Annotated in this window: 16 protein-coding genes; 8 read left to right on the top strand and 8 right to left on the bottom strand. The window is 64.7% G+C overall.

From position 1 onward, the window contains the following. Nucleotides 1-176 precede the first annotated feature (176 nt). From M3M54_RS09830 to M3M54_RS16950, 4 genes are read left to right on the top strand one after another with little or no spacing between them, the layout of a single operon-like run. Entirely contained in the window at nt 177-482 is a 306-nt protein-coding gene (locus M3M54_RS09830; RefSeq protein WP_249018866.1) for a UxaA family hydrolase, read from the top strand. Then, nucleotides 404-1,333 carry a UxaA family hydrolase gene (locus M3M54_RS09825; RefSeq protein ID WP_256465767.1) on the top strand — a complete coding sequence of 310 codons (930 nt, stop codon included), beginning with the start codon at nt 404-406 and terminating at the stop codon, nt 1,331-1,333. The genes M3M54_RS09830 and M3M54_RS09825 overlap by 79 nt, the downstream gene beginning before the upstream one ends. Nucleotides 1,334-1,353: 20 nt before the next feature. After that, on the top strand, nt 1,354-2,487 hold the full coding sequence (locus M3M54_RS09820; RefSeq protein WP_249021768.1) for a UxaA family hydrolase: 1,134 nt from the start codon (nt 1,354-1,356) through the stop codon (nt 2,485-2,487). 60 nt (nt 2,488-2,547) lie between these two features. Further along, the gene (locus M3M54_RS16950) at nt 2,548-3,636 is read left to right on the top strand and encodes a glycerate kinase (RefSeq protein WP_371878572.1); all 1,089 of its coding nucleotides are present in this window, start codon (nt 2,548-2,550) and stop codon (nt 3,634-3,636) included. A 575-nt stretch (nt 3,637-4,211) separates the two neighbouring features. Here the strand turns inward: M3M54_RS16950 and M3M54_RS09815 are convergent. Beyond that, the gene (locus M3M54_RS09815; RefSeq protein WP_249018864.1) at nt 4,212-5,576 is read right to left on the bottom strand and encodes an FAD-binding oxidoreductase; all 1,365 of its coding nucleotides are present in this window, start codon (nt 5,574-5,576) and stop codon (nt 4,212-4,214) included. Beyond that, nucleotides 5,573-7,294, bottom strand: a complete 1,722-nt coding sequence (locus tag M3M54_RS09810) for a CocE/NonD family hydrolase (protein ID WP_249018863.1) — start codon at nt 7,292-7,294, stop codon at nt 5,573-5,575. The genes M3M54_RS09815 and M3M54_RS09810 overlap by 4 nt, the downstream gene beginning before the upstream one ends. A 254-nt stretch (nt 7,295-7,548) precedes the next feature. Between M3M54_RS09810 and M3M54_RS09805 the strand changes: the two genes are divergently transcribed. Then, the gene (locus M3M54_RS09805; protein WP_249021767.1) at nt 7,549-8,316 is read left to right on the top strand and encodes an SDR family NAD(P)-dependent oxidoreductase; all 768 of its coding nucleotides are present in this window, start codon (nt 7,549-7,551) and stop codon (nt 8,314-8,316) included. Nucleotides 8,317-8,387: 71 nt separating this feature from the next. On the opposite strand, the gene M3M54_RS09800 is transcribed toward M3M54_RS09805, so the two are convergent. The 6 genes from M3M54_RS09800 to M3M54_RS09775 form a co-directional block, all read right to left on the bottom strand. Then, complete coding sequence (locus tag M3M54_RS09800) at nt 8,388-9,209, bottom strand: SDR family NAD(P)-dependent oxidoreductase (RefSeq protein ID WP_249018862.1); 822 nt, start codon at nt 9,207-9,209, stop codon at nt 8,388-8,390. A gap of 36 nt (nt 9,210-9,245) precedes the next feature. Further along, nucleotides 9,246-10,022: an SDR family NAD(P)-dependent oxidoreductase gene (locus M3M54_RS09795; RefSeq protein ID WP_249018861.1), complete on the bottom strand. Its 777-nt coding sequence runs from the start codon at nt 10,020-10,022 to the stop codon at nt 9,246-9,248. Between the two features lie 2 nt (nt 10,023-10,024). Continuing rightward, nucleotides 10,025-11,428 (bottom strand): amidohydrolase family protein, encoded by a 1,404-nt coding sequence (locus tag M3M54_RS09790; protein ID WP_249018860.1) that lies wholly within the window; start codon nt 11,426-11,428, stop codon nt 10,025-10,027. Between the two features lie 536 nt (nt 11,429-11,964). Continuing rightward, complete coding sequence (locus tag M3M54_RS09785) at nt 11,965-12,855, bottom strand: NAD(P)-dependent oxidoreductase (RefSeq protein ID WP_249018859.1); 891 nt, start codon at nt 12,853-12,855, stop codon at nt 11,965-11,967. Next, nucleotides 12,855-13,559 carry an SDR family oxidoreductase gene (locus tag M3M54_RS09780; RefSeq protein ID WP_249018858.1) on the bottom strand — a complete coding sequence of 235 codons (705 nt, stop codon included), beginning with the start codon at nt 13,557-13,559 and terminating at the stop codon, nt 12,855-12,857. The genes M3M54_RS09785 and M3M54_RS09780 overlap by 1 nt, the downstream gene beginning before the upstream one ends. Before the next feature lie 36 nt (nt 13,560-13,595). After that, nucleotides 13,596-14,978, bottom strand: coding sequence for an amidohydrolase family protein (locus M3M54_RS09775; protein WP_371878662.1), 1,383 nt, complete (start codon nt 14,976-14,978; stop codon nt 13,596-13,598). A 389-nt stretch (nt 14,979-15,367) separates the two neighbouring features. On the opposite strand from M3M54_RS09775, the gene M3M54_RS09770 reads away from it, so the two are divergent. The 3 genes from M3M54_RS09770 to M3M54_RS09760 are packed head-to-tail and all read left to right on the top strand — an operon-like array spanning nt 15,368 to nt 18,929. After that, entirely contained in the window at nt 15,368-16,396 is a 1,029-nt protein-coding gene (locus tag M3M54_RS09770; protein WP_249018856.1) for a sugar ABC transporter substrate-binding protein, read from the top strand. After that, nucleotides 16,384-17,925, top strand: a complete 1,542-nt coding sequence (locus M3M54_RS09765) for a sugar ABC transporter ATP-binding protein (protein ID WP_249018855.1) — start codon at nt 16,384-16,386, stop codon at nt 17,923-17,925. The genes M3M54_RS09770 and M3M54_RS09765 overlap by 13 nt, the downstream gene beginning before the upstream one ends. Continuing rightward, nucleotides 17,922-18,929, top strand: a complete 1,008-nt coding sequence (locus tag M3M54_RS09760; RefSeq protein WP_249018854.1) for an ABC transporter permease — start codon at nt 17,922-17,924, stop codon at nt 18,927-18,929. Before M3M54_RS09765 ends, M3M54_RS09760 begins: the two co-directional genes overlap by 4 nt. Nucleotides 18,930-18,947 lie beyond the last annotated feature (18 nt).

Below are 18,947 nucleotides of genomic sequence, written 5' to 3'. Positions count from 1 at the left end.
TCTACGATATCGGCCCCTACTCAACGCGTCAAGTAGTACTATACGCCTTGAGCCCATGTTTGTAGCGTTTGCGCTAACTGTCCAGCCTGCTTCGACGCTCTGCGGTGCTGCTGCGACCCCGTACTGGCTGGCGTGTGGCCGTTGGCGACGGACATCGACCGAAGTCCTCCGCAGCTATGGCAAGTGAGCCAGGGGCTGGCGGCAGGCGGCGGGTGATTGCGGTCGATCCAGCGGACAATGTGCTGGTCGCGCTCATGGACCTCGCGCCTGGGGAGACCGTCGAATATGCTCAGACCGTCGTCGTGATTGTTGACGAGATCCTCGCCGGCCACAAAGTCGCGCTGAGGCAAATCGGTTGCGGCGAGCCGGTACTGAAGTATGGCGAAGTGATTGGACTGGCGACATGTTCGATCCCGCGAGGCTGTCATGTGCATGTTCACAACGTGGCGAGCGCTCGCCTTCCAGGGCCCCAGGCTGGTTGAGTGCTGTGGCGATAGCGCCGTTCCAGCCGGAGGGGTACGAGCGCCCGAATGGGCGAGTAGGCATTCGCAACCACATGCTTGTGCTCCCGTCGGTCGTTTGTGCGACGCGTGTTGCGCGTGACATCGCTGCCGCCACGGATGCGCTAGCCATCACACATCAGCACGGCTGCCTGCACGTCGGTGATGACTTGCGCCACGCACGTGATTCGCTTGAGGGCGTGGGTCTCAACCCGAACATCGGGGCGGTCCTGCTGGTGGGACTGGGCTGCGAGACCATTGCTGGCGAGAGCCTCGCACAGGCGATTAGCAGCCGCCGGGTGAACGTCGATTACGTTGGCATCCAGCGCGCAGGTGGCACGACAGCGGCAATCGCGCGGGGACGCGAGATCGTGGAAGCTCGCCTTGCGGAGTTACACCGCGAGGCCTCAGGCATATTTGAGCCAGGACGGCTCTTGGTGGGCCTCGACCGCTCGGACGATGAGCTGGTTGAGCCACTCGTGCGCGAGATGGAACTGCGGGGCGCCGCCGTCGCCGTGGTTGACGGCGCGCGCGGTGGCGCGGCCCACCTGCGACTCGCTGCGCTCGGCGCGCAGCTGATCGTGTCGCTCTGCGGTGGACACGAGGCGCCGTTGGGGTTCGCGGGCTGTCCCGTGGTCGCGGTCGCGCGGGATCGCGAGACGTACACGATGCTGCGAGATGACTTTGATCTGGGGGCGTACGGCCTGCCTGTCGGTGAGCAGGCGGCGCTGGTCGCGGACCGTGTAGGCGACGTATGTCGGGGTCGGCTGACCGCATCTGAGCGACGTGGCTCAGTCGACTTCGTGCTCGATCGGCTCTCGGTCACGATGTGACCGGGCCTGAACTTGTGCGGATGCTGACTGGATATCCTAGAGATAACGGCAAGTGGGGCGTACGAAACCATGTCCTCGTACTCCCCGCCCGGGCAGCTGCGAACCGCGCCGCAGAATTAGTTGCGCAGTACCTGCCAGCGGTGGTTGCGGTCGCTCACGAGTGGGAGAATCTCCCTGGGGATCCCGACGCTGGGGTGATAACGCGAACACTCGCAGGGTTTGGGGCGAATCCGAACGTAGGGGCCGTTCTCCTTATCACTGTGGACTCACGAGATGAGCAGCTGGCTCATGAGCTCTCGGCCCGCGGGCAGCGCGTCAGCGTTGTCGCCATGTCTGAGCACGGTGGTACGGTCAGCACCGCCGAGGCCGCGCGTGCGGTCGCATCTGAACTGGTGATGGCTGCGGCGGCATCGCGAGAGCCAATGCCGATTTCCGCGCTCGTCGTTGGTCTTGAGTGCGGAGGCTCGGACGGGTGGTCGGGTATAACTGCGAATCCTGCTCTAGGCATCGCTAGCGACCGGCTTGTCGCTGAGGGTGCGTCTACCATCCTCGGGGAGGTGCCGGAGTTGGTCGGCGCCGAGCGCTTCCTGGCGGCACGGGCCGTCACTCCAGAGATAGGCCAGGAGATTGTCGAGCTCATCAACGCCTTCGAGCACGCTGTTAAGGGACTTGGTATAGATATCCGCGGCGCACAGCCAACTCCTGGCAACATAGCCGGCGGCTTGACAACAATCGAAGAGAAGTCGCTCGGCGCAGCGCGCAAGGCTGGAACTGCCGCGATTTCCGGTACGCTCGAATACGCGGGGTCGCCGAGAGGGACAGGCTTATATATTATGGACACACCCGGACACGACATCGAGCAGATGGTAGGCTTCGTCGCAGGTGGCTGCCAGTTGGTGGCGTTCACGACGGGTCGCGGAACCCCTACCGGCTCACCCATTGCGCCATGCGTCAAGATTTCGACCAACTCGGCTGTCTTCGGGAACATGCCTGGCGATATCGATATTGATGCCGGCGGAATTGCAATTGGGACCGAGACCCTGACGTCGGTTGGCGAGTCTATCTACAACGCGTTGATTGCCGCGGCCTCCGGAGTCCTGACATGCTCTGAGGTGCACGGGCATCGAGAGTTCGCGGTCCGCAGGGTTCAATAGCGGCGTGGTCGCTGTTACAGTCATCCCAACTTCCGCGGCGGACGAGCGACTTTGGGCTTGGTGACGGGCAACTACTCACGGGCAGGTGTCGCGCCCGAGTTAGTAGTCGGGCCGTCGACGGCGTCGCCTGAGCGTTCGCGGTCCATTCTTGTGGCACCTGACTCGTTCAAGGGGACTTTTACTGCCGAGAGAGTGGCCGCAGCGATCGGGGCTGGGGTCGGTGATGCTGGTTGGTCTTGCGACCTGTGCCCAGTCGCCGACGGAGGGGAAGGCACTGCAAGCGCACTCCTGCACGCAGGCGGCGGCCGAGTGCTCAGCTTCCCCACAACAGACCCGCTCGGACGTCCGATCTACGGGTCCGTTGCGCTTCTCGGCAACGGGGCTGTTGCTGTCGTGGAAGCCGCATCTGCCAGCGGTCTCTCACTGCTCTCCGATTCCGAACGTGATGTCATGCAGTCTTCGACAGAGGGTACCGGGCTCTTGATCGTAGCTGCGGTCGAGCTGGGCGCACGACACGTTTTGGTGGCGGCCGGAGGGTCGGCGACCGTTGACTACGGGCGTGGCGCCCTAGCCGCCATTAGTAGCAGCGGTGGTCTGCGCGGAGCGTCACTAACCGTCCTCTGCGACGTTGACACCACATGGGAGGACTGCGCACGGATTTTCGGCCCACAGAAGGGCGCCAGACCGGAGCAGGTCAGAGAGTTGCAGCGGCTTGCAGCGCCCGAAGCCGCGAGGTTGCCGCGGAACCCACTGGGCGTGCCCATGTCCGGTGCGGCCGGTGGGCTTGCAGGCGCGCTCTGGGCGGCCCTTGACGCAGAGCTCACCGCTGGCGCGGCACACGTGCTCAGTGCGGTGCAGTTCGACCATCGACTAGCGCGGGCAACAGCGACCATTACAGGCGAGGGGTGCGTCGACAGTCAGTCAGCTATGGGGAAAATCGTCGGCGAAATCGGACGCCGGGCAAGCGCGACGACAGTCCCGGCGCACGCGATTGCCGGGAGCGTTGGTCTGCGCCGACATGAATCCATTGCTGGTATCGCATCCGTCACTGTTGCAACGACACTGGCGGAGATTCGATTGGCAGCCCGGCGGTTGGGGCTTGAGCTCCGCGGAGCTCAAGGGTGCGTGTTGGATGGGGCTCATCGCTGACGGTGTGGGATCGGTCGGGGCAGTCGGATGCGCCGCCGAAGCCTGTCGAGCTGGGTGAGGTATTTGGTCGTCGAATTTAGTGTTCGAGCCCCTGGCTGTCGGGTCTGCTGATCTAGGCGGCGGTTGGCACTGCTGGCGTGACCGTTGTTTTGTTGCCGAACTGCTCGGGTGCTGCGTCTCAGGCTGCTGCGCGCACCTGCGCGCGGGCTGCGTGGACTGTCTGGGCTCGGCCGTGGTGAACGATGCTTGGGGTCATCAGCTTGGTCCCGGAGTGGTGGTGCTCACTGTTGTTGCTAGTGAGACGGACCGGGACGTCTCTACAGACGTTGCGTGTCGTGAGAGAGCCGCTCTGAGTTGGCCCCACTGTTGCGACGTGGACTGGCACTCGCGCCGCCGCGCCGTGGCCACTGCAAGCTGCCGCTCTCATGTAGTTCGTTAGAGTGCTGGCGGGCCGCGTACGCCCGTCGTAGTTTACGCGAGCGGGCTCGGTTGTCCCTGACCGATTGATGCCGACTGAGACGCACTCGACCAAGCTGACGACTCAACCGCGCCAGCTTCAGCAAAACTTGCTTTGCCTACCGCGTTGCCGACTTTCGCGGCGGAATGTTGTAGTTGAGATGGAACACGTTTTCCGGATCGTACGCTGTCTTCACCTCGACTAGGCGCTCATAGTTGGCGCCATATGCGGCACGGACGGGATCCCCACCTCTTTGGGCCTCGTCGTCGTCAAGATAGTTGACATAACGTCCCGGCGCAAAAAACGGGTTCAGGCGCGCGAACGTGTCCTGAGTCCAAGCGACGTTGAGTGCGGTCTCGCTCGGATTCGACCACACAGATGGAATCAGCAGATTAAATCCGGCCGCGCGGTGCGGAATCGCTGTCGCAGCGGTTGGTACACGCGTCGCAGCTCCATGTACATCCTCCAGCATCAAGATACTCATGTGAGATGGGCAGCGCGCGAAGTCCGCGACCATGCTACTGATCGCGTCGTCCGGTAGTCGCTTTAGGAAGCTCGACTTCCAGTAGTTGAGAGCTCGATTCGGGAATCCGAAGTCATACTGTGAGTTGACGTCTTCGTACGGCTTTCGGATGATCGCTTGGACGACCGGCTCACCAAATCCTCGGATCGCTGCCAGCTCGCGCGTCGCGACATCTTCTGGACCGACGTGGCAGGCAATGATTCCGGCAAGCGGCTCATGAGGCTCGTCTGGCGACCTGACAAGGGCGGCGACGAGGCTCATGTCATCCGAGATCTTTGCCGACTCTTCTCGAAAAAGTGCCAACACCTCCTTCGCCCGCTTATACGGCCAGAAGTTAAAGCCACCTGTGACGATGGGACCAACGCGATACAGCTTGAAGGTAAAAGACGTCACGACCCCGAAGTTGCCGCCTCCACCGCGTAGCGCCCAGAAAAGGTCTGGGTGCTCGTGCACACTAGCGGTCAGTATGGCGCCGTCCGCGGTGACGACCTCTGCGGACAGGAGATTGTCAGCAGCGAAGCCGAACTTCCCCATCAGCCAGCCAAAGCCACCTCCAAGCGTTAGCCCTGCGACCCCGGTTGTGGAGATGGTGCCACCCGTGACGGCCAGGCCGTGCCTTTGCGTGGCAGCATTGAATTCGCCCCAATTGAGCCCAGGCTGGGCTTGAGCGGTGCGCGCGTTCGGATCGACGGTGGCCCCCTTCATGAGGTTGAGATCGATCATTAGGCCACCGTCGCAGACAGCGCGACCGGCGACGTTGTGGCCGCAGCTACGGATGGATATCTCAAGCGACCTTGCACGAGCGAACCGAACGGCCGCGGCCACGTGTTCGGTGGTCAGGCACCTTACGATCAGGGCCGGGCGCTTGTCGATCATTCCGTTGTGGACCCGCCGCACCTCGTCGTAGGCGGTGTCGCCTGGGCGGAGCACGACGGCTCCAGAAGCCTCTAGCACGCTCATTTGCGTTCTGGGATTACTGGGAGCAGAAGATACGACGGACTGGCAGCGCCGGTGTACAGGGTGGTCGTCCCACCGAACAGGGACTCAGGGCGGTCGCCTGGGTCATTGTGATGGAAGATCCCGTCGCCGCGCATATCAATTCCGTAGATTTGCGGCCAAGGGCCGGCCCCAGGCCACGTGAAGTCGCGGCCCAGAACAGTAACTCCGAGCCGATAACCACTGGGGATCAGCACTGAGGTGGGCCAGATCTCAATATCAAGCTCCACCTTCTCGCCGGGCACGAGTGGCTGCTTCTCGTCGTGTGGATGATATGGCCGATAGTCCATCGACCGCTCGTGGTCGAGCTTCCTGTGCGAGGCGCGCAGCCAGCCTTTCGTGATAACTCCGCGAGGATCCTGAGCGCTTACGAAGGCGACGTCTGTTCCTTCGGGATCCAGTACCCGGAGCACAACGAAGACGTCGGCATCCTCGGTCGAGGAGGAGACAAACAGCTTGGCCGCGCAAGGGCCAGTGATCTCAAGCGGATCAACAAGTGGTTCCGTCAGAAATGTGACACCGTCGCCAAGTGCGGCGAACTGGACCGCGGCATCGTCGTCACCACGGTCGCGGAGCAGCGTGCTGTCGGCCGCGTCGAGATACAGCCGGGTCCACTGAGTGCGAGCCAACGGCCACTCTTGCTCGCCACGCTGAACAAAGGTGCCGTCGACCGCGCGGAGGTTCAGCGAAACCGGAGGCTGCTTATCCCAGCCTGTATCGAGGCCCTTTAGAAAGTGACCGAAGAATCGTTTCTGTAGGTCGACGCCGTAGTCCGTGTAGAAGACGGTCCAGTGCTCAAGACCATGAACCTCCAGCCATTTCTGCTCCGACGCTGCGCCGAGGTAGCCTTCGAAGTTTCCACGCTCATGTAGCGAATGGGTCCAGCTCGCCGCGGACAGCAGCGGGACTGTGATCTTCGAGAGTTCTGCAGATCTTGCGCGGTACCACGGGTCGTCAAGCTCGCGAGAGCGGAGCTCGCCAGGCAGGTCACTTCTGTTCGCAGCGAGTTCTTCTTCCGACAGTGCTGGACCACCAACAACAAGAACCCCGGTGTTCGGGTTGACAACACTGCTGCCGTTGCCGTACTGCACGGAGGTCACTTGGACCGGAAACCACTCCGGCATAAACGTGTTCAGGATGCCTCCATGACGGTTGCATTCGCGATAGAAGTCCTGATAGCCCTCGAACGGGCAAATGGCAGCGAGGTGGGGCGGCTGCAGCTGGGCCACAAGCCACTGGTTGACGGCGTAGTAGGAGATGCCGAGCAGTCCTACTTTCCCATTTGACCAGCTCTGAGTGCCAGCCCACTCGATGCAGTGGTAGTAGTCGAGCGTCTCGCGCGGCGAATAGACATCAAGGTAGCCCGGTGAGCGTCCCGCGCCGCGGGAGTCGACGCGAACACACACGTAGCCGTCGGGTACCCACTTCTCGGGGTCGCACGTCTCCCAGTTCTGGTACTTGTTCGTCGACCCTTGCAGGATTTCGGGATAGTTAGCTTCGATCGTCTTCCACATCCCTGAGTATCCAGTCTGAAACGGCAAGCCCTTGGCGTAGGGCCCGAGCGTCATGATCACCGGGAACCGGCCATCTTGGACTGGGCGAAACACGTCGCATCGCAGAACCAGGCCATCGTCCATCTCGATCGGGACGTCGTAGTCAATTCGCATCCCGTCGGCGACCATGCTTCGCTCCGCCTCTGACGCCTCAGAAATTCTCAAATCCTGCCTCCTCTACTCATGCTCGGCCGTCTGAAGATCAGCGAGTATCGGCTTGCAGCCGACTTGCCTGATTGTCAGACTCTACGATTATATGTGAGGAGTTGTCAAGCAAAGACTCGGATCCGGCTGGTGCGCCACATGAAGCTCGCTGGCAGGCCGCCCGCACTGTGGCGGTGCGCCAATGTCGGACGCCCGAGGCAAAGTCAAGAGGGAGAGCCATGTCTCAAAGTGCTGGTAGCTACATCGTCACAGGGGCCGCCGGTGGTGTCGGCGCTGCTGCGGTTCGGCAGATCGCTGATCGCGGCGGCAACGTTATGGCCGTTGACCTAGACCACGCCACGCTCGCCCGCGCCGTCGACGCGGGTTCAGGTGGTGGGGAACTCGTGCTCAGGCCGGCTGATGCCAGTCGAGAGGACGACGTTCGGGCCTACGTTGCCGAGGCCGTCGATCGCTGGGGTGGACTCGCCGGGGTCTTCAACATCGCTGGGATCGAAGGCGAGTTCGCAATGTCCGGGGAGGCATCCACAGCCAACTACGACCGCGTGATGAGTGTCAACGCGCGGAGCGTATTCCTGAACCTGAAATACGTTATCCCGGTTCTGGTGAAGGGCGGAGGAGGTGCGGTGGTCAGTACCGGCTCGCACCTCGCATGGCATGGGGCTGCCACCCTCGGGGCATACTGTGCGTCGAAACATGCCGTGATGGGGCTGACGCGAGCGGCCGCGCTCGAATATGCCACCAGCGGCATCCGCGTGAACTGCGTCTGCCCGAGTGCGGTCGATACAGCGATGGGGGCGCGTGTGTCCGCCGCTATCAATCCAGACGACGTCTCGCTCGGCCGGCAGGTGTTGATCGATCAGGCACCGAATGGGCGCCTTGCCACGCCCGACGAAGTAGCTGCCGCGGGAGTGTGGCTGCTACTCGACGCGCCGTCACATATCAACGGCATCCTAGTTCCGGTCGACGGCGGCCAAGCCGCCGCTTAGATGCAGCAGAAGTGGCCTGCGCGGCCTGGCCGCGCAGGCCACTTCGCCAGCGGCGCTCTGAACGCCGACGATCACATCCCAGTGGCGCCGCCGTCGACGGCGTAGTTGGCGCCCGTCACGAACGAGGCGTCATCAGACGCTAGGAATAGCGCAACCCGTGCCACGTCCTCGGGTGTGCCGACCCTTTGGATCATCGACTCCCGCAGGAACGCGTCCCGAAACTCGGGGTCATCTAGGAAAGGACCCGTGGACGGGCTTGCGATGAGACCGGGAGCAACGCTGTTGACTCGTATCCCGTGAGGTGCGCCTTCGAACGCGAGGTGCCGTGAAAAGCCCTGGACCGCTGCCTTTACCGTCATGTGTGATATGCAAGGGAGTGCTGCATATACTTTAGTCGCCGACATGGAAGCGGTGTTAACGATTGCGCCACCCTTCTGGGCGACCATGTGCGGCCATACCGCCTTCGTCGGCAGAAAGACGGTGTCGAGTTCCTGTGTCATGCCTTTCCAGAATTGCTCATGCGACATCTCGTCGAACCATGCGAATTCACCCTTCGCGGCATTGTTGTACAAAATGTCGATTTTCTCGTAAGTCTCCAACGCAAACTGAATCAGTGCGTCGGCATCCTCCTGCTTTGTCAGGTCACATGGCTGCAGCGCAACCATCTCGCCGCCGGCGGCGCGGACCAGTGCGACCGTCTCATCTAGGCCCTTCGCCGTCCACTTGCTGTACTCCGCGGCTGTGCCTGTCACTTCGGTGTCGCTGTAATAGTCGCTGCCTACGTCACAGCCGACGATTTTTGCGCCTTCGCGCGCGAATAGCAGGGCAGCCGCGCGTCCTTGGCCTCCAGCTGTGCCGGTGATGATGGCGACCTTATTGTCTAGCCGTCCCATTCGACCTCCTCTTATCTGCGGGTGGGGGTGTAGCTGCTACTTGGCGGATTGAGCACCGTCTACCGGGAACACAACGCCTGATACGTGCTGGGGCGCATCCAGTAGCAGCCACACGCCAACTGCTGCTGTCTCTTCTGGCCGTGCCACGCGGCCGTTGGCTGATTGGTCGATCATGACCTGCCAGCCCGCTCGGGGGTCTTCGGGGTCGATGCCTTCAGCGGCCTCCTGCCCCATAGCTGTCTCCATGGCGCTGGGACAAACGATGTTTGCGCGCACGTTGTCGCGCCCGTATTCCAAGGCGACCGCCTTCGTCATGCCGATGACCGCGTGTTTGGAGGCGCAGTAAGCCGAGAAGGTCGGTGCGGCATGCCATGCGAGGTGAGAGCCGGTGTTGACGATTGTGCCGCCGCCTCCGGCGACGAGGTGAGGCAACGCGTACTTCATACCTAGCCAGACGCTTTTGGCATTCACGCGCATGACCTCGTCATAAGTGGCATTTTGGACCTCGGCTAATGGCCGAAACTCTCCTGTCCCGACGCCGGCGATATTGAACACACCATCTAGTCGGCCGAAGTGTGTGATGGCTAGGGCAACAAAGGCTTGCACGGTTTCGGCGTCCGCTGCGTCGCCAGCGACGGGGAGAACCTCGGCCGGGGCGTCGGCGAGTTCGCTCTTAAGCAGCTCAACGCTCTGCGGTCGGAGGTCGACGGCGAGGACGTTGACGTTTCGTTTGACGAGCTGCCGCACCGCGGCAGCGCCCATCCCTCCGCCAGCGCCTGTGACGATCACCGATCGCCTGCTCTCGGTGGCCATGGTCATGACAGGTGGGTTGGCGTAGAGAGCGGCGGACGCATGCCAGGGTAGGCGTCGTATGCATACATCCGGTCGCGCGCCTCGACGATGAGGCGGTGCACACGGGCTACGTCGACGCCGACCAGGCTCCCGTTACGCTTCACGATCTTGCCGTTGACCAAGACCGTGTCGACATTGCCTGAATTCGCTCCGCACACAACGGCTCCGACCATGTCGCTTAGTGGGGCCAGGTTGAGATCAGTGGCACGCAGGAGGATAACGTCTGCCTTCTTGCCGGGCGTGAGCGACCCGACCTTGTCGCCTAGCCACATTGCGTGCGCGCTGTTGATTGTGCCCGATTCGAGCGCTTCGCGGCTGGTGAATCCCAACTCCGCCACGCTCTTGACATCTGTGCCCTTGGCAAAGATGGCCTGGGAGCGGCGCATCCTCTCGTAGAGCATGCCGAGCCGGAGTTCCTCGAACATGTCGCCACTGGAAGCGATCACGGAGTCGACACCAACCGCTGGGCGCAGCCCGGCGTCGCGGAGCCGACCGGTGGCCGGCGTTCCCATACCGAACGCCATGTCGAGCGTCGGGCAGGCTGTGGCGGTACCACCTGCCTCGGCTAGACGCCGAAGCTCCTCGTCGGTTGAATTACAGCAATGCGCGAAGTTGATGTCGGGTCCGAGCAAGTTCGCGTCGGCCATGCGCTGGATGGAGAGCATTGGTGGCGGACCCTCCGGTGCGCCGACATGTACGGCGATGGGTACACCGATGTCGCGCGCGGCAGCACAGTCGGTCGTGGTGAGTTCCATAGTGGAGACGTCAGGCCCTTGGATCGCCAAGCCGTAAGTGAGTAAGCCGTCTTCCTTGCCTTCAAACTCGCGTGTGTAGAGATCGCGTGCGTGGGCCCAGGAATCCGTGTCATCGGCTTCGCCCTGAAACTCGTTCAGTTTGCGAGACATAGACGCGCCGTAAAGGAAGCGCGAGCGGATCCCAATGTCCCGCAGCGCGCGAACGTTCTCTTCTGCGTGCTCCGGGGTATTGACCACGTGACACCAGTCGAGAACGGTTGTGACGCCAGCAGAGAGCGCGTCCGCAGCACCGGCCAAAACCGTCGCGTATACGTCCTCTGGGCTGTAGTGCGCCGCGATCTTCGGCCACTGACTCGCTACGAGATCCCAGAATACGTGGTCGATTGAATCAGCGCGCGTGCCCGTCTGCCAGAAGTGACGATGGGAGTCGACCAAACCAGGCATCACTACCATACCTGTCGCGTCGAGGAACTCGCAATCCTCCGCAGGGATGTCCCGCGCGACGTCAATAATGGTATCACCCTCGATGAGAACGTCACCGACGCGCAGTTCGCCGATGCTAGGGTCGACGCTGATAACAGCACCGCCCTTGATGAGTAACCGTTTCGCCATCTCTCACTCCTTTGTTAGACTCAAATGCATTGACCAGCGCGGTGCCGGAAGAGTTGCTAGCTGTGGCGGCTAGCAGTGTTGGTAACGCGGTCTCGACACTGCGCTCGTCCTGCTGCACGTTGACCGGATTCTCGGATGTTGTTTGGATCGTCAAAAGGCCCCGACGACGACTGGTAGAAGGCCGCAACCTCGCTGGACGGGAGCAGCCAGATCATCGGACAATCGGACATAGCTAGACTCTAAGCCGCGCGCCGGCGTGTGTCAAGTGGTGCTTACCGGTAGCGGGTTACCGCGTATTTCCCGCGGCAAGGTCGCGGATGCTGATACGGCAGAATCGGGCTGATCAGAGCGGTCGCGCATGAGGGACGACGGCGACATGGACGGCGGCGCGTGCATGGTCACGCGGCAGGGCTGGCAGCGACCAGAGCGGCTCGGGTTGCGTAGTCAGATGGCGCGCGCGACGAGATGCATCTGCGCTTACGGACTCATCCCGAGGTGGGCCGGTCGCTCTCCTCGGTGTTCGCCGTGCCGGTGTGTCATCCGCCGGCGTCGCGGCGGAGCCGGGGGACAAGCACGGAAAGGTCTAGATCGCCCATCCCGATTGCGATGCAGCTCTCGACTAGCTGCTGTGTCGCCGCTGTGAGCGGGAGGGGCACGCCCATCTCGTGGCCGGCGTCGAGCGCCAACGAAAGATCTTTGTGCAACAGGCTTGCGGTGAAGGTGGATACATAGTCATCCGCGACCAGGCCGGCTGCCTTGTACCTGACGTAGGGGCTCCCGATGGCGGAGCCAGATATAACCTCGAGCATTTTCCTTCGCTCGAGCCCGTGACGCTCGGCGAGCACCAGCGCCTCGGCCAGCAGTTGCGTCGTTCCACCGACCATGAGGTTGAGGGCGAGCTTCACGGCTCTCGCCTGTTCGCCGTCGCCAACATAGAACAGGTTTGGGCCGATGTCGCGCAGCGTCGGCGCGAGCCGCTCGAACACACTCTCGGGTCCGGACACGACTATCCCAAGGTCGCCGGCGACGACGACCGAGGGGTTACCGGTAACGGGCGCCCGCAGATAGTCGACGCCGCGCGTGGATGCCGCCTCGCCCAGCTCAGAGGAAACGGCTACCGATACCGTGCTCATCTCGGCCAGGCAAGGCGACCCGTCAGGCCGCTCGCGTCCAGCACTGGTGCTGAGGAGCCCGTCCTCACCGAGCGTCACCGCCAGGAGCGCTTCGTCGTTGGCCAGCATCGTGATCACTAGATCGGCGTGCCGCCATGCGTCGGACGGCCGTTCGAGCGTCCTGATCCCGCGCTCCCTAAACGGCTCGGTCGCCGGCGGCGAGCGGTTCCAGACCGACAACTCGTGCCCGGCGGCGCGCAGGCGCTCCGCGATCGGAGCGCCCATGCGGCCGAGACCCAGGACGGCGACCCGCATCAGCCGAACACCCAGCCGCCGTCGACGTACAGGTTGACGCCGTTGACAGCGCCGTTGCGCAGCAGAAACAGCGCCGCATCGGTGACCTCGTCCATCGTGACGGTGCGGCCCGTGGGCGTGCGTGCGACGACGTTTGCGAGCATCTGCTGGTTGTCCTCCCAATACGGGCTATCACCGACGATACCCGGATGCAGCGCGTTCACCCGCACCGGCGCGAGCTCCAGCGCGAACGTGCGGATCATCGTGTCGACGGCCCCGTTGACCGTGGTCACGGTCGTGGATCCGGGGTACGGGCGCTCCTTCGCCAAACCGCCGAAGAGGAGCACCGAGCTTGCGTCGTGCAGCGCGGGATGGAGCGCATGCAGCACCTCCGTGTAGCCGACCAGCTTGATCGTCGCCAGGCGGATCGCGCGCGTCACGTCGTAGTCACGCAGCGTGTTGGTGTCGCGTTCGATCGCCGCCAGGACAACATGGTCGACGTGGTCCAGGCCCTCGAGCCGCGCGCCGATCTCATGCGGGTTTGACAGATCCAGGGCCACGGCACGGGCGCCGTGTCCGATCTCTGCGGCGATCGCGTTGGCCTGCTCCTGGTCGCGTCCGGTGATCACCACTTCGCGTCCGTCCGCTGCGAAGCGCTCCGCCAGGCGTCGTCCGAGACCCTTCGTCCCGCCGACGATCACGACCGTACCGTCCTGGTTGCTCATGGTCTCCTCTCGATACTGCGGGACGTCGGTCGGCCCTCAGGCCGAGTGCGTCGACGCATCCGCGTAGTCGGTGTACGTGTAGGGGTTGTCAAGCACCTTGGTGTCGGGGATCTCGGGGTGCATGCCGGCGAGCCATTCCTCCTCGCCGAGTGAGCGGCGCAGATGCTCGATCGTGTGCTCGATCGCCCGCCGTACGCGGCCGAGGTCGGTGCCGACGAGCAGCCCTGCGTGCTTGACCACGCGGCCGTTGACGAGCACCGTGTGAACGTCGCCGCGCTGGGCCTGAAAGACGAGATGCCCGTACGGGTGCAGGATCGGGAACATCGCCGGTGAGCGCTCGTTCTTGACGAGCACCACGTCCGCGCGCTTGCCCGCCTCCAGGCTGCCGATGATCCCGTCCATGCCGAGCGCCCGCGCGCCGCCGCGCGTGGCCCAGTCGACCACCTGCTCGGCGCGCAGACCGACGTTTGTGACCGTCTCGCCGCGTGCATGCGCCTCGTGGTGCTCGCGCGCGCGATCGGTGGATAGGGTTGCGCGCATCGCCGAGAACGGATCTGCGCTGAACCACACCGATGTGTCGACCGACAGCGATATGGGGATCCCATGGCGGCGCAGCGCCCAGCTCGACGGGTAGCCCTGGCCACAGGAGCACTCGCTCTCGGCCGAGACCGACGCATGGCCGCCGGTTGCGGCGATCCGCTGATAGGAGTCGTCCGAGAGCGTAGCCGCGTGGACGTAGACGGTCTCGGGCGTCATGAAGCCGTGCTCGTGCATCAGGCGGATGCCGTTGTCGTTGGTGGCCCCCCACACGCCCGCGTGCGTCGTCACCGCCACGCCCAGCTCGCGGGCCGCCTCAAACGCCGCCCGCTCGGGGAAGGCCGGATCCCCGGTCACGTCAAAGGCGAGCTGGAAGCCGAGCATCTCAGAGCGCTTCATGCGCCGCTCCACGAAGGCACGGAAGTCCGGCGAGTTCGCCCACTCCCACGGCGCCGCATGAATGTTGCCGTAGCCGAAGACGAAGCGGCCCGGAACCTCCTCGAGCGCATCCACCGCCGCATCGGCGTGGTCGACCGTGGCAAGTCCATGGGACCAGTCGACGCTGGTGGTCACGCCGGCATCGATCGCCTCGATGGCAGACAGCAGGTTGCCGGCGTGGTAGTCCTCGGGGCGGAACTTGCGCCCGTGCTCCAGGTAGTTCCAGACGAAGTACTGCGTGAGCGTCCAGTCGGCCCCGTAGCCGCGCATCGCGGTCTGCCACATGTGGCGGTGGGTGTCGATCATGCCGGGCATCACGATGCCGTCGCGCGCGTCGATCTCGAGCGTGCCCGCCGGCACCTCGAGGCTGCGCCCGACGGCGGCCACATCGCGCCCGACAACCAGCACGTCGCCACCGTGGATCACGGTGTGCGCGGCGTCCATCGTCAGGACCAACCCGCTGCGGAAGGCGACCGCCGGCGCGCCGCTGATCTGCTCCGGGGTGCGCTCCCCGGCATTCTCAATAGTCAACTCCCCAAACTCCCGCTGTCGCATGACAGTAAACGCCTACAGGCTAGGTTACCGTTGCAGATGCCAGCGCAGATGTCAACGGCACCGCGATATCTGGCGGCACTGCCCGCGGATGTGGAGGATCCCGGCGGGCGCGAGGCGAAATGCGCAGTACCGCTTGATATGCGATCCGCCAAGTGTGTATCTTCATCGCACAGTGCCGTGTTGGTGTGCGGCTTCATGTGGATCAGGCTCTTGACGGCGCGGGTTCGTGGCCGGAGAGCCCCTGCAGCGGTTGGGAGACCGTGGAGGAGGAGAGGCAGTTGAGAAATAAATCTTTGCGAGTTTGCCTGACGGCGCGGATCAGCATGGTGGCCGCGGGAACGCTGCTTGCGGCGCTCGCGGTGGCGATGGCGGCGGTTGTTCCGAGCGCCCAGGCGCGCAACGTCAAGCATCCCAAGCTGGTGTTCCTGTCGTTTGCCGCGACCAACAACAGCTACGACGCGCCGATGCTCGCAGCCGCGCACGCCGAGGCCAGGAAGCTCGGCGCGACCCTGCAGGTCTACAACGCCAACAACAGCCCGACCGCGCAGTACGCGGACTTCCAGGACGCTCTGGTCGAGGGCGGCGTAAGCGGGATCCTCACGCAGCCGATCGAGTCGACCAACCTGATCCCGCTCGTGGCCAAGGCTGTGAAGAAGGGCATCAAGGTCGTCAACGTCGATCAGGTCATGGGCAGGAGCTACAAGACATCTGCGGTTCAGGTCCGCGGCCTGTCCGGCAATGTCACCTTCGACCCGTGGCAGCTCGGCACGCTGTTCGGCCAGCTGGCGGTGCAGGCGTGCGAGACCAAGCACCTGAACCCCTGCAACATCGGCTACCTCTACGACATCCAGCAGTCCACGCTGGACGTCGCCATCCACTCAGCGTTCCTGGCCGCGCTGCGCAAGGACCCGCACGCCAGGATCGTCGACACCGGGCAGGACTTCTTCACGCCCACCGACGGTGAGACAGCGGTGCAGACGATGATGTCGGCGCACCCGAACATCAACCTGATCGCGGGCTCAGACCAGGGCATCGAGGGCGCGGCTGCCGCCAGCTCCGCGCGCAAGGCGGTGCTGGTCGGCTTCGGCGGCTCGCGGGCCGGCATCGCCGGGGTCAAGGACGGGCGCTGGTTTGGAACCGTCGCCCAGGACCCGGCCAGCGAGGGCAGGGACGGCGTGCTGACGCTCGTCAACGCGATCCGTACAGGGCTCAAGTACCCGGGCCAGAACCCGCTTGACTCGCTGCCCAACAACGGCGTCATCACCAGGAGCGACGCCCGTCTGTTCAAGGGTGAATGGGCCGGTTAGAGCCCAACGACCGGAGCTCGACGAGCGCGCCGCTCGTCGAGCTCCGCGACGTCAGCAAGCGCTTTGGGGGCGTGCACGCGCTCGCGGGGATCTCGCTCGAGATACCTGCGGGCACGGTGCACGCACTGGTCGGTGAGAACGGTGCCGGCAAGTCCACGCTCGCCAAGATCATCGCCGGTGCGATCCCGCACGACAGCGGTGAGCTGCTCGTCGACGGCCGGCCGGTGACGCTGAGGTCACCGCGCGAGGGGCTCGAGCTCGGGATCGCGATGATGGCCCAGGAGCTCTTGGTGGTTCCGCATTTGGGGGTCGCCCAGAACGTGTTTCTCGGGGTTGAGCCGCGTCGTGCCGGCTGGGTTGACCGCCGCGCCCTGCGCGTGCGCTACCGCGAACTCGCAGCCCGCGCCGGCTTCTCGCTGGACGCCGACCGCCAGGTCGCCGGTCTGCGTGTGGCCGAGCAGCAGCAGGTCGAGATCATGCGGGCGCTCGCGCGAGATGCGCGCATGATCGTCATGGACGAGCCCTCCCAGGCGCTCGCCGGGGCCGATGTCGAGCGCCTGCACGCGATCATCCGCTCCCTGGCCGCGCAGGGCAGGACCGTGCTCCTGGTCTCGCACTTCCTGCGCGAGGTGCTCGAGCTGGCCGACACGATCACGGTCATGCGCGACGGGCACATCGTGCGCAGCGCACCGGCGACGGCGGAGGATGAGTCCTCGCTGATCCAGGCGATGCTCGGCCGGCCGCTGACCGCCGCCTACCCGCCGAAGCCACGCGTTGCGCCCGACGCCGCTGTGGCGCTGCGGGTGCGGGGTCTCGTCGCCCGCGGCGTCGACGATGTCTCGTTTGACCTGCGTGAGGGCGAGATTCTCGGGCTGGCAGGACTGGTTGGGGCGGGGCGCTCCGAGCTCGCGCGCGCGATCTTCGGCGCCGATCGCCGCCAGGCGGGCAGCGTCGAGCTGGCCGGCGAGTCGCTGCGGCCGGCGGGCCCGCTGGCGAGCCTCCGTAACGGCCTGGCGATGGTGCCCGAGTCCCGGCGCGAGCTTGGCCTGCTCTACAGCCGCTCGGCGGTCGAGAACGTCTCGCTCTCCAGCCTGCGTGGTCATAGCCGTCTGGGAGTCGTCGACCGACGCTCTGAAAGGCGGGCGGCGGGCGAGTTGCTGTCCAGGGTTGCGCTCACGCGCGCGGGCGGCGAGTCGATCGTCGGCACCCTCTCCGGCGGCAACCAGCAGAAGGTGCTGTTCGCCAGGATGCTGATGTGCAAACCGCGCGTGCTGATCGCCGACGAGCCGACGCGCGGCGTCGACGTGGGCGCCAAGCGCGCGATCTATGACCTGCTCGTCGGACTGGCGGCTGAGGGCACCGCGATCCTGCTGATCTCCTCCGAGGTCGAGGAGATCCTGGGGCTCGCCGAGCGCGTGCTGGTGATGCGCCGCGGGGGGATCGCCGCGGAGCTCGTGGGCGAGGCGGTCAGCGAGTCGGCGATCCTCGCGGCGGCCTTCTCCGAACCCGCGGTCAGGCAGGCGGCATGAGCACCGAGCAGGAGCAGAGCGCGGTGGCCGAGACGGCCTCGCCCCCCGCGCCGGGTCGGTCGGCGCTGCTGCCGGCGGGTGTTCGCTGGCGCAGCGCGGGCATCCTGATCCCGTTCGTCGCGCTGTTCGTCGCGCTCTCGATCGGGTCGGCGCCGTTCTTCAGCACCACCAACCTGCTCAACATCGTCGACCAGCAGGCCTCCACGCTGGTGATCGCGGTGGCCGGCACGTTCGTGCTGATCTCAGGCGGGATCGACCTCTCCGTCGGTGCCACCTATGGCCTGGCGTCGGTCGTCTTTGCGGAGCTGGCCGCCAGCGGCTGGGACCCGGCATTTGCGATCCTCGGGGCCGTTGTGGCCGGCGCGCTCGTCGGTGTCGTCAACGGGGTCGTCTCGACTGTGTTCCGCATCAACTCGCTGATCGCCACCCTGGCGATGTCGTTCGTCGTCGCCGGGCTCGCGTCGCTCGTCACCTCGGGCAACCTCGTGCTGATCTCCAACCAGGGCGCCTCGCAGATCTCCACCGCGCAGTTTTTGGGGGTCAACATGTCCACCTGGGTGATGCTCGCGGTCGTGGTGGCGCTCGGGTTCCTGCTGGCCCGCACCACCTACGGCCGCTACGTGTACGCCGCGGGCGGCAACGCCGAGGCGGCGCGCTTTGCGGGCGTGCGCGTCAATCTGGTGCGGGTCATCGCCTTCTCGCTGAGCGGCGCGGCCGCGGCACTCGGGGGCGTGCTCGATTCGGCGCGCGTGCTGAGCGGCAACTCCACCAACAACACGACGCTGACCTTCACGGTGGTGGCGGGCATCGTCGTGGGCGGCACCAGCATTCTCGGCGGCGAGGGCGCGGTCTGGCGCACGGTCGTTGGTGTGCTGCTGATCGCCCTGATCGGCAACGGCTACGGCCTGCTCAGCCTCAACCCGCTCTACGAGCAGATCACGCTCGGGGCGATCATGATCCTCGCTGTCGGCGTCGACGCCTGGTCGCGGCAGGTCCGCGGCTGAGACGGCGGTTCGCGCCAG

Source organism: Conexibacter sp. S30A1 (assembly GCF_023330665.1).
In the GTDB taxonomy this organism is placed as follows: domain Bacteria; phylum Actinomycetota; class Thermoleophilia; order Solirubrobacterales; family Solirubrobacteraceae; genus Palsa-465.
This window is presented reverse-complemented; position numbering and strand designations above follow the sequence as displayed.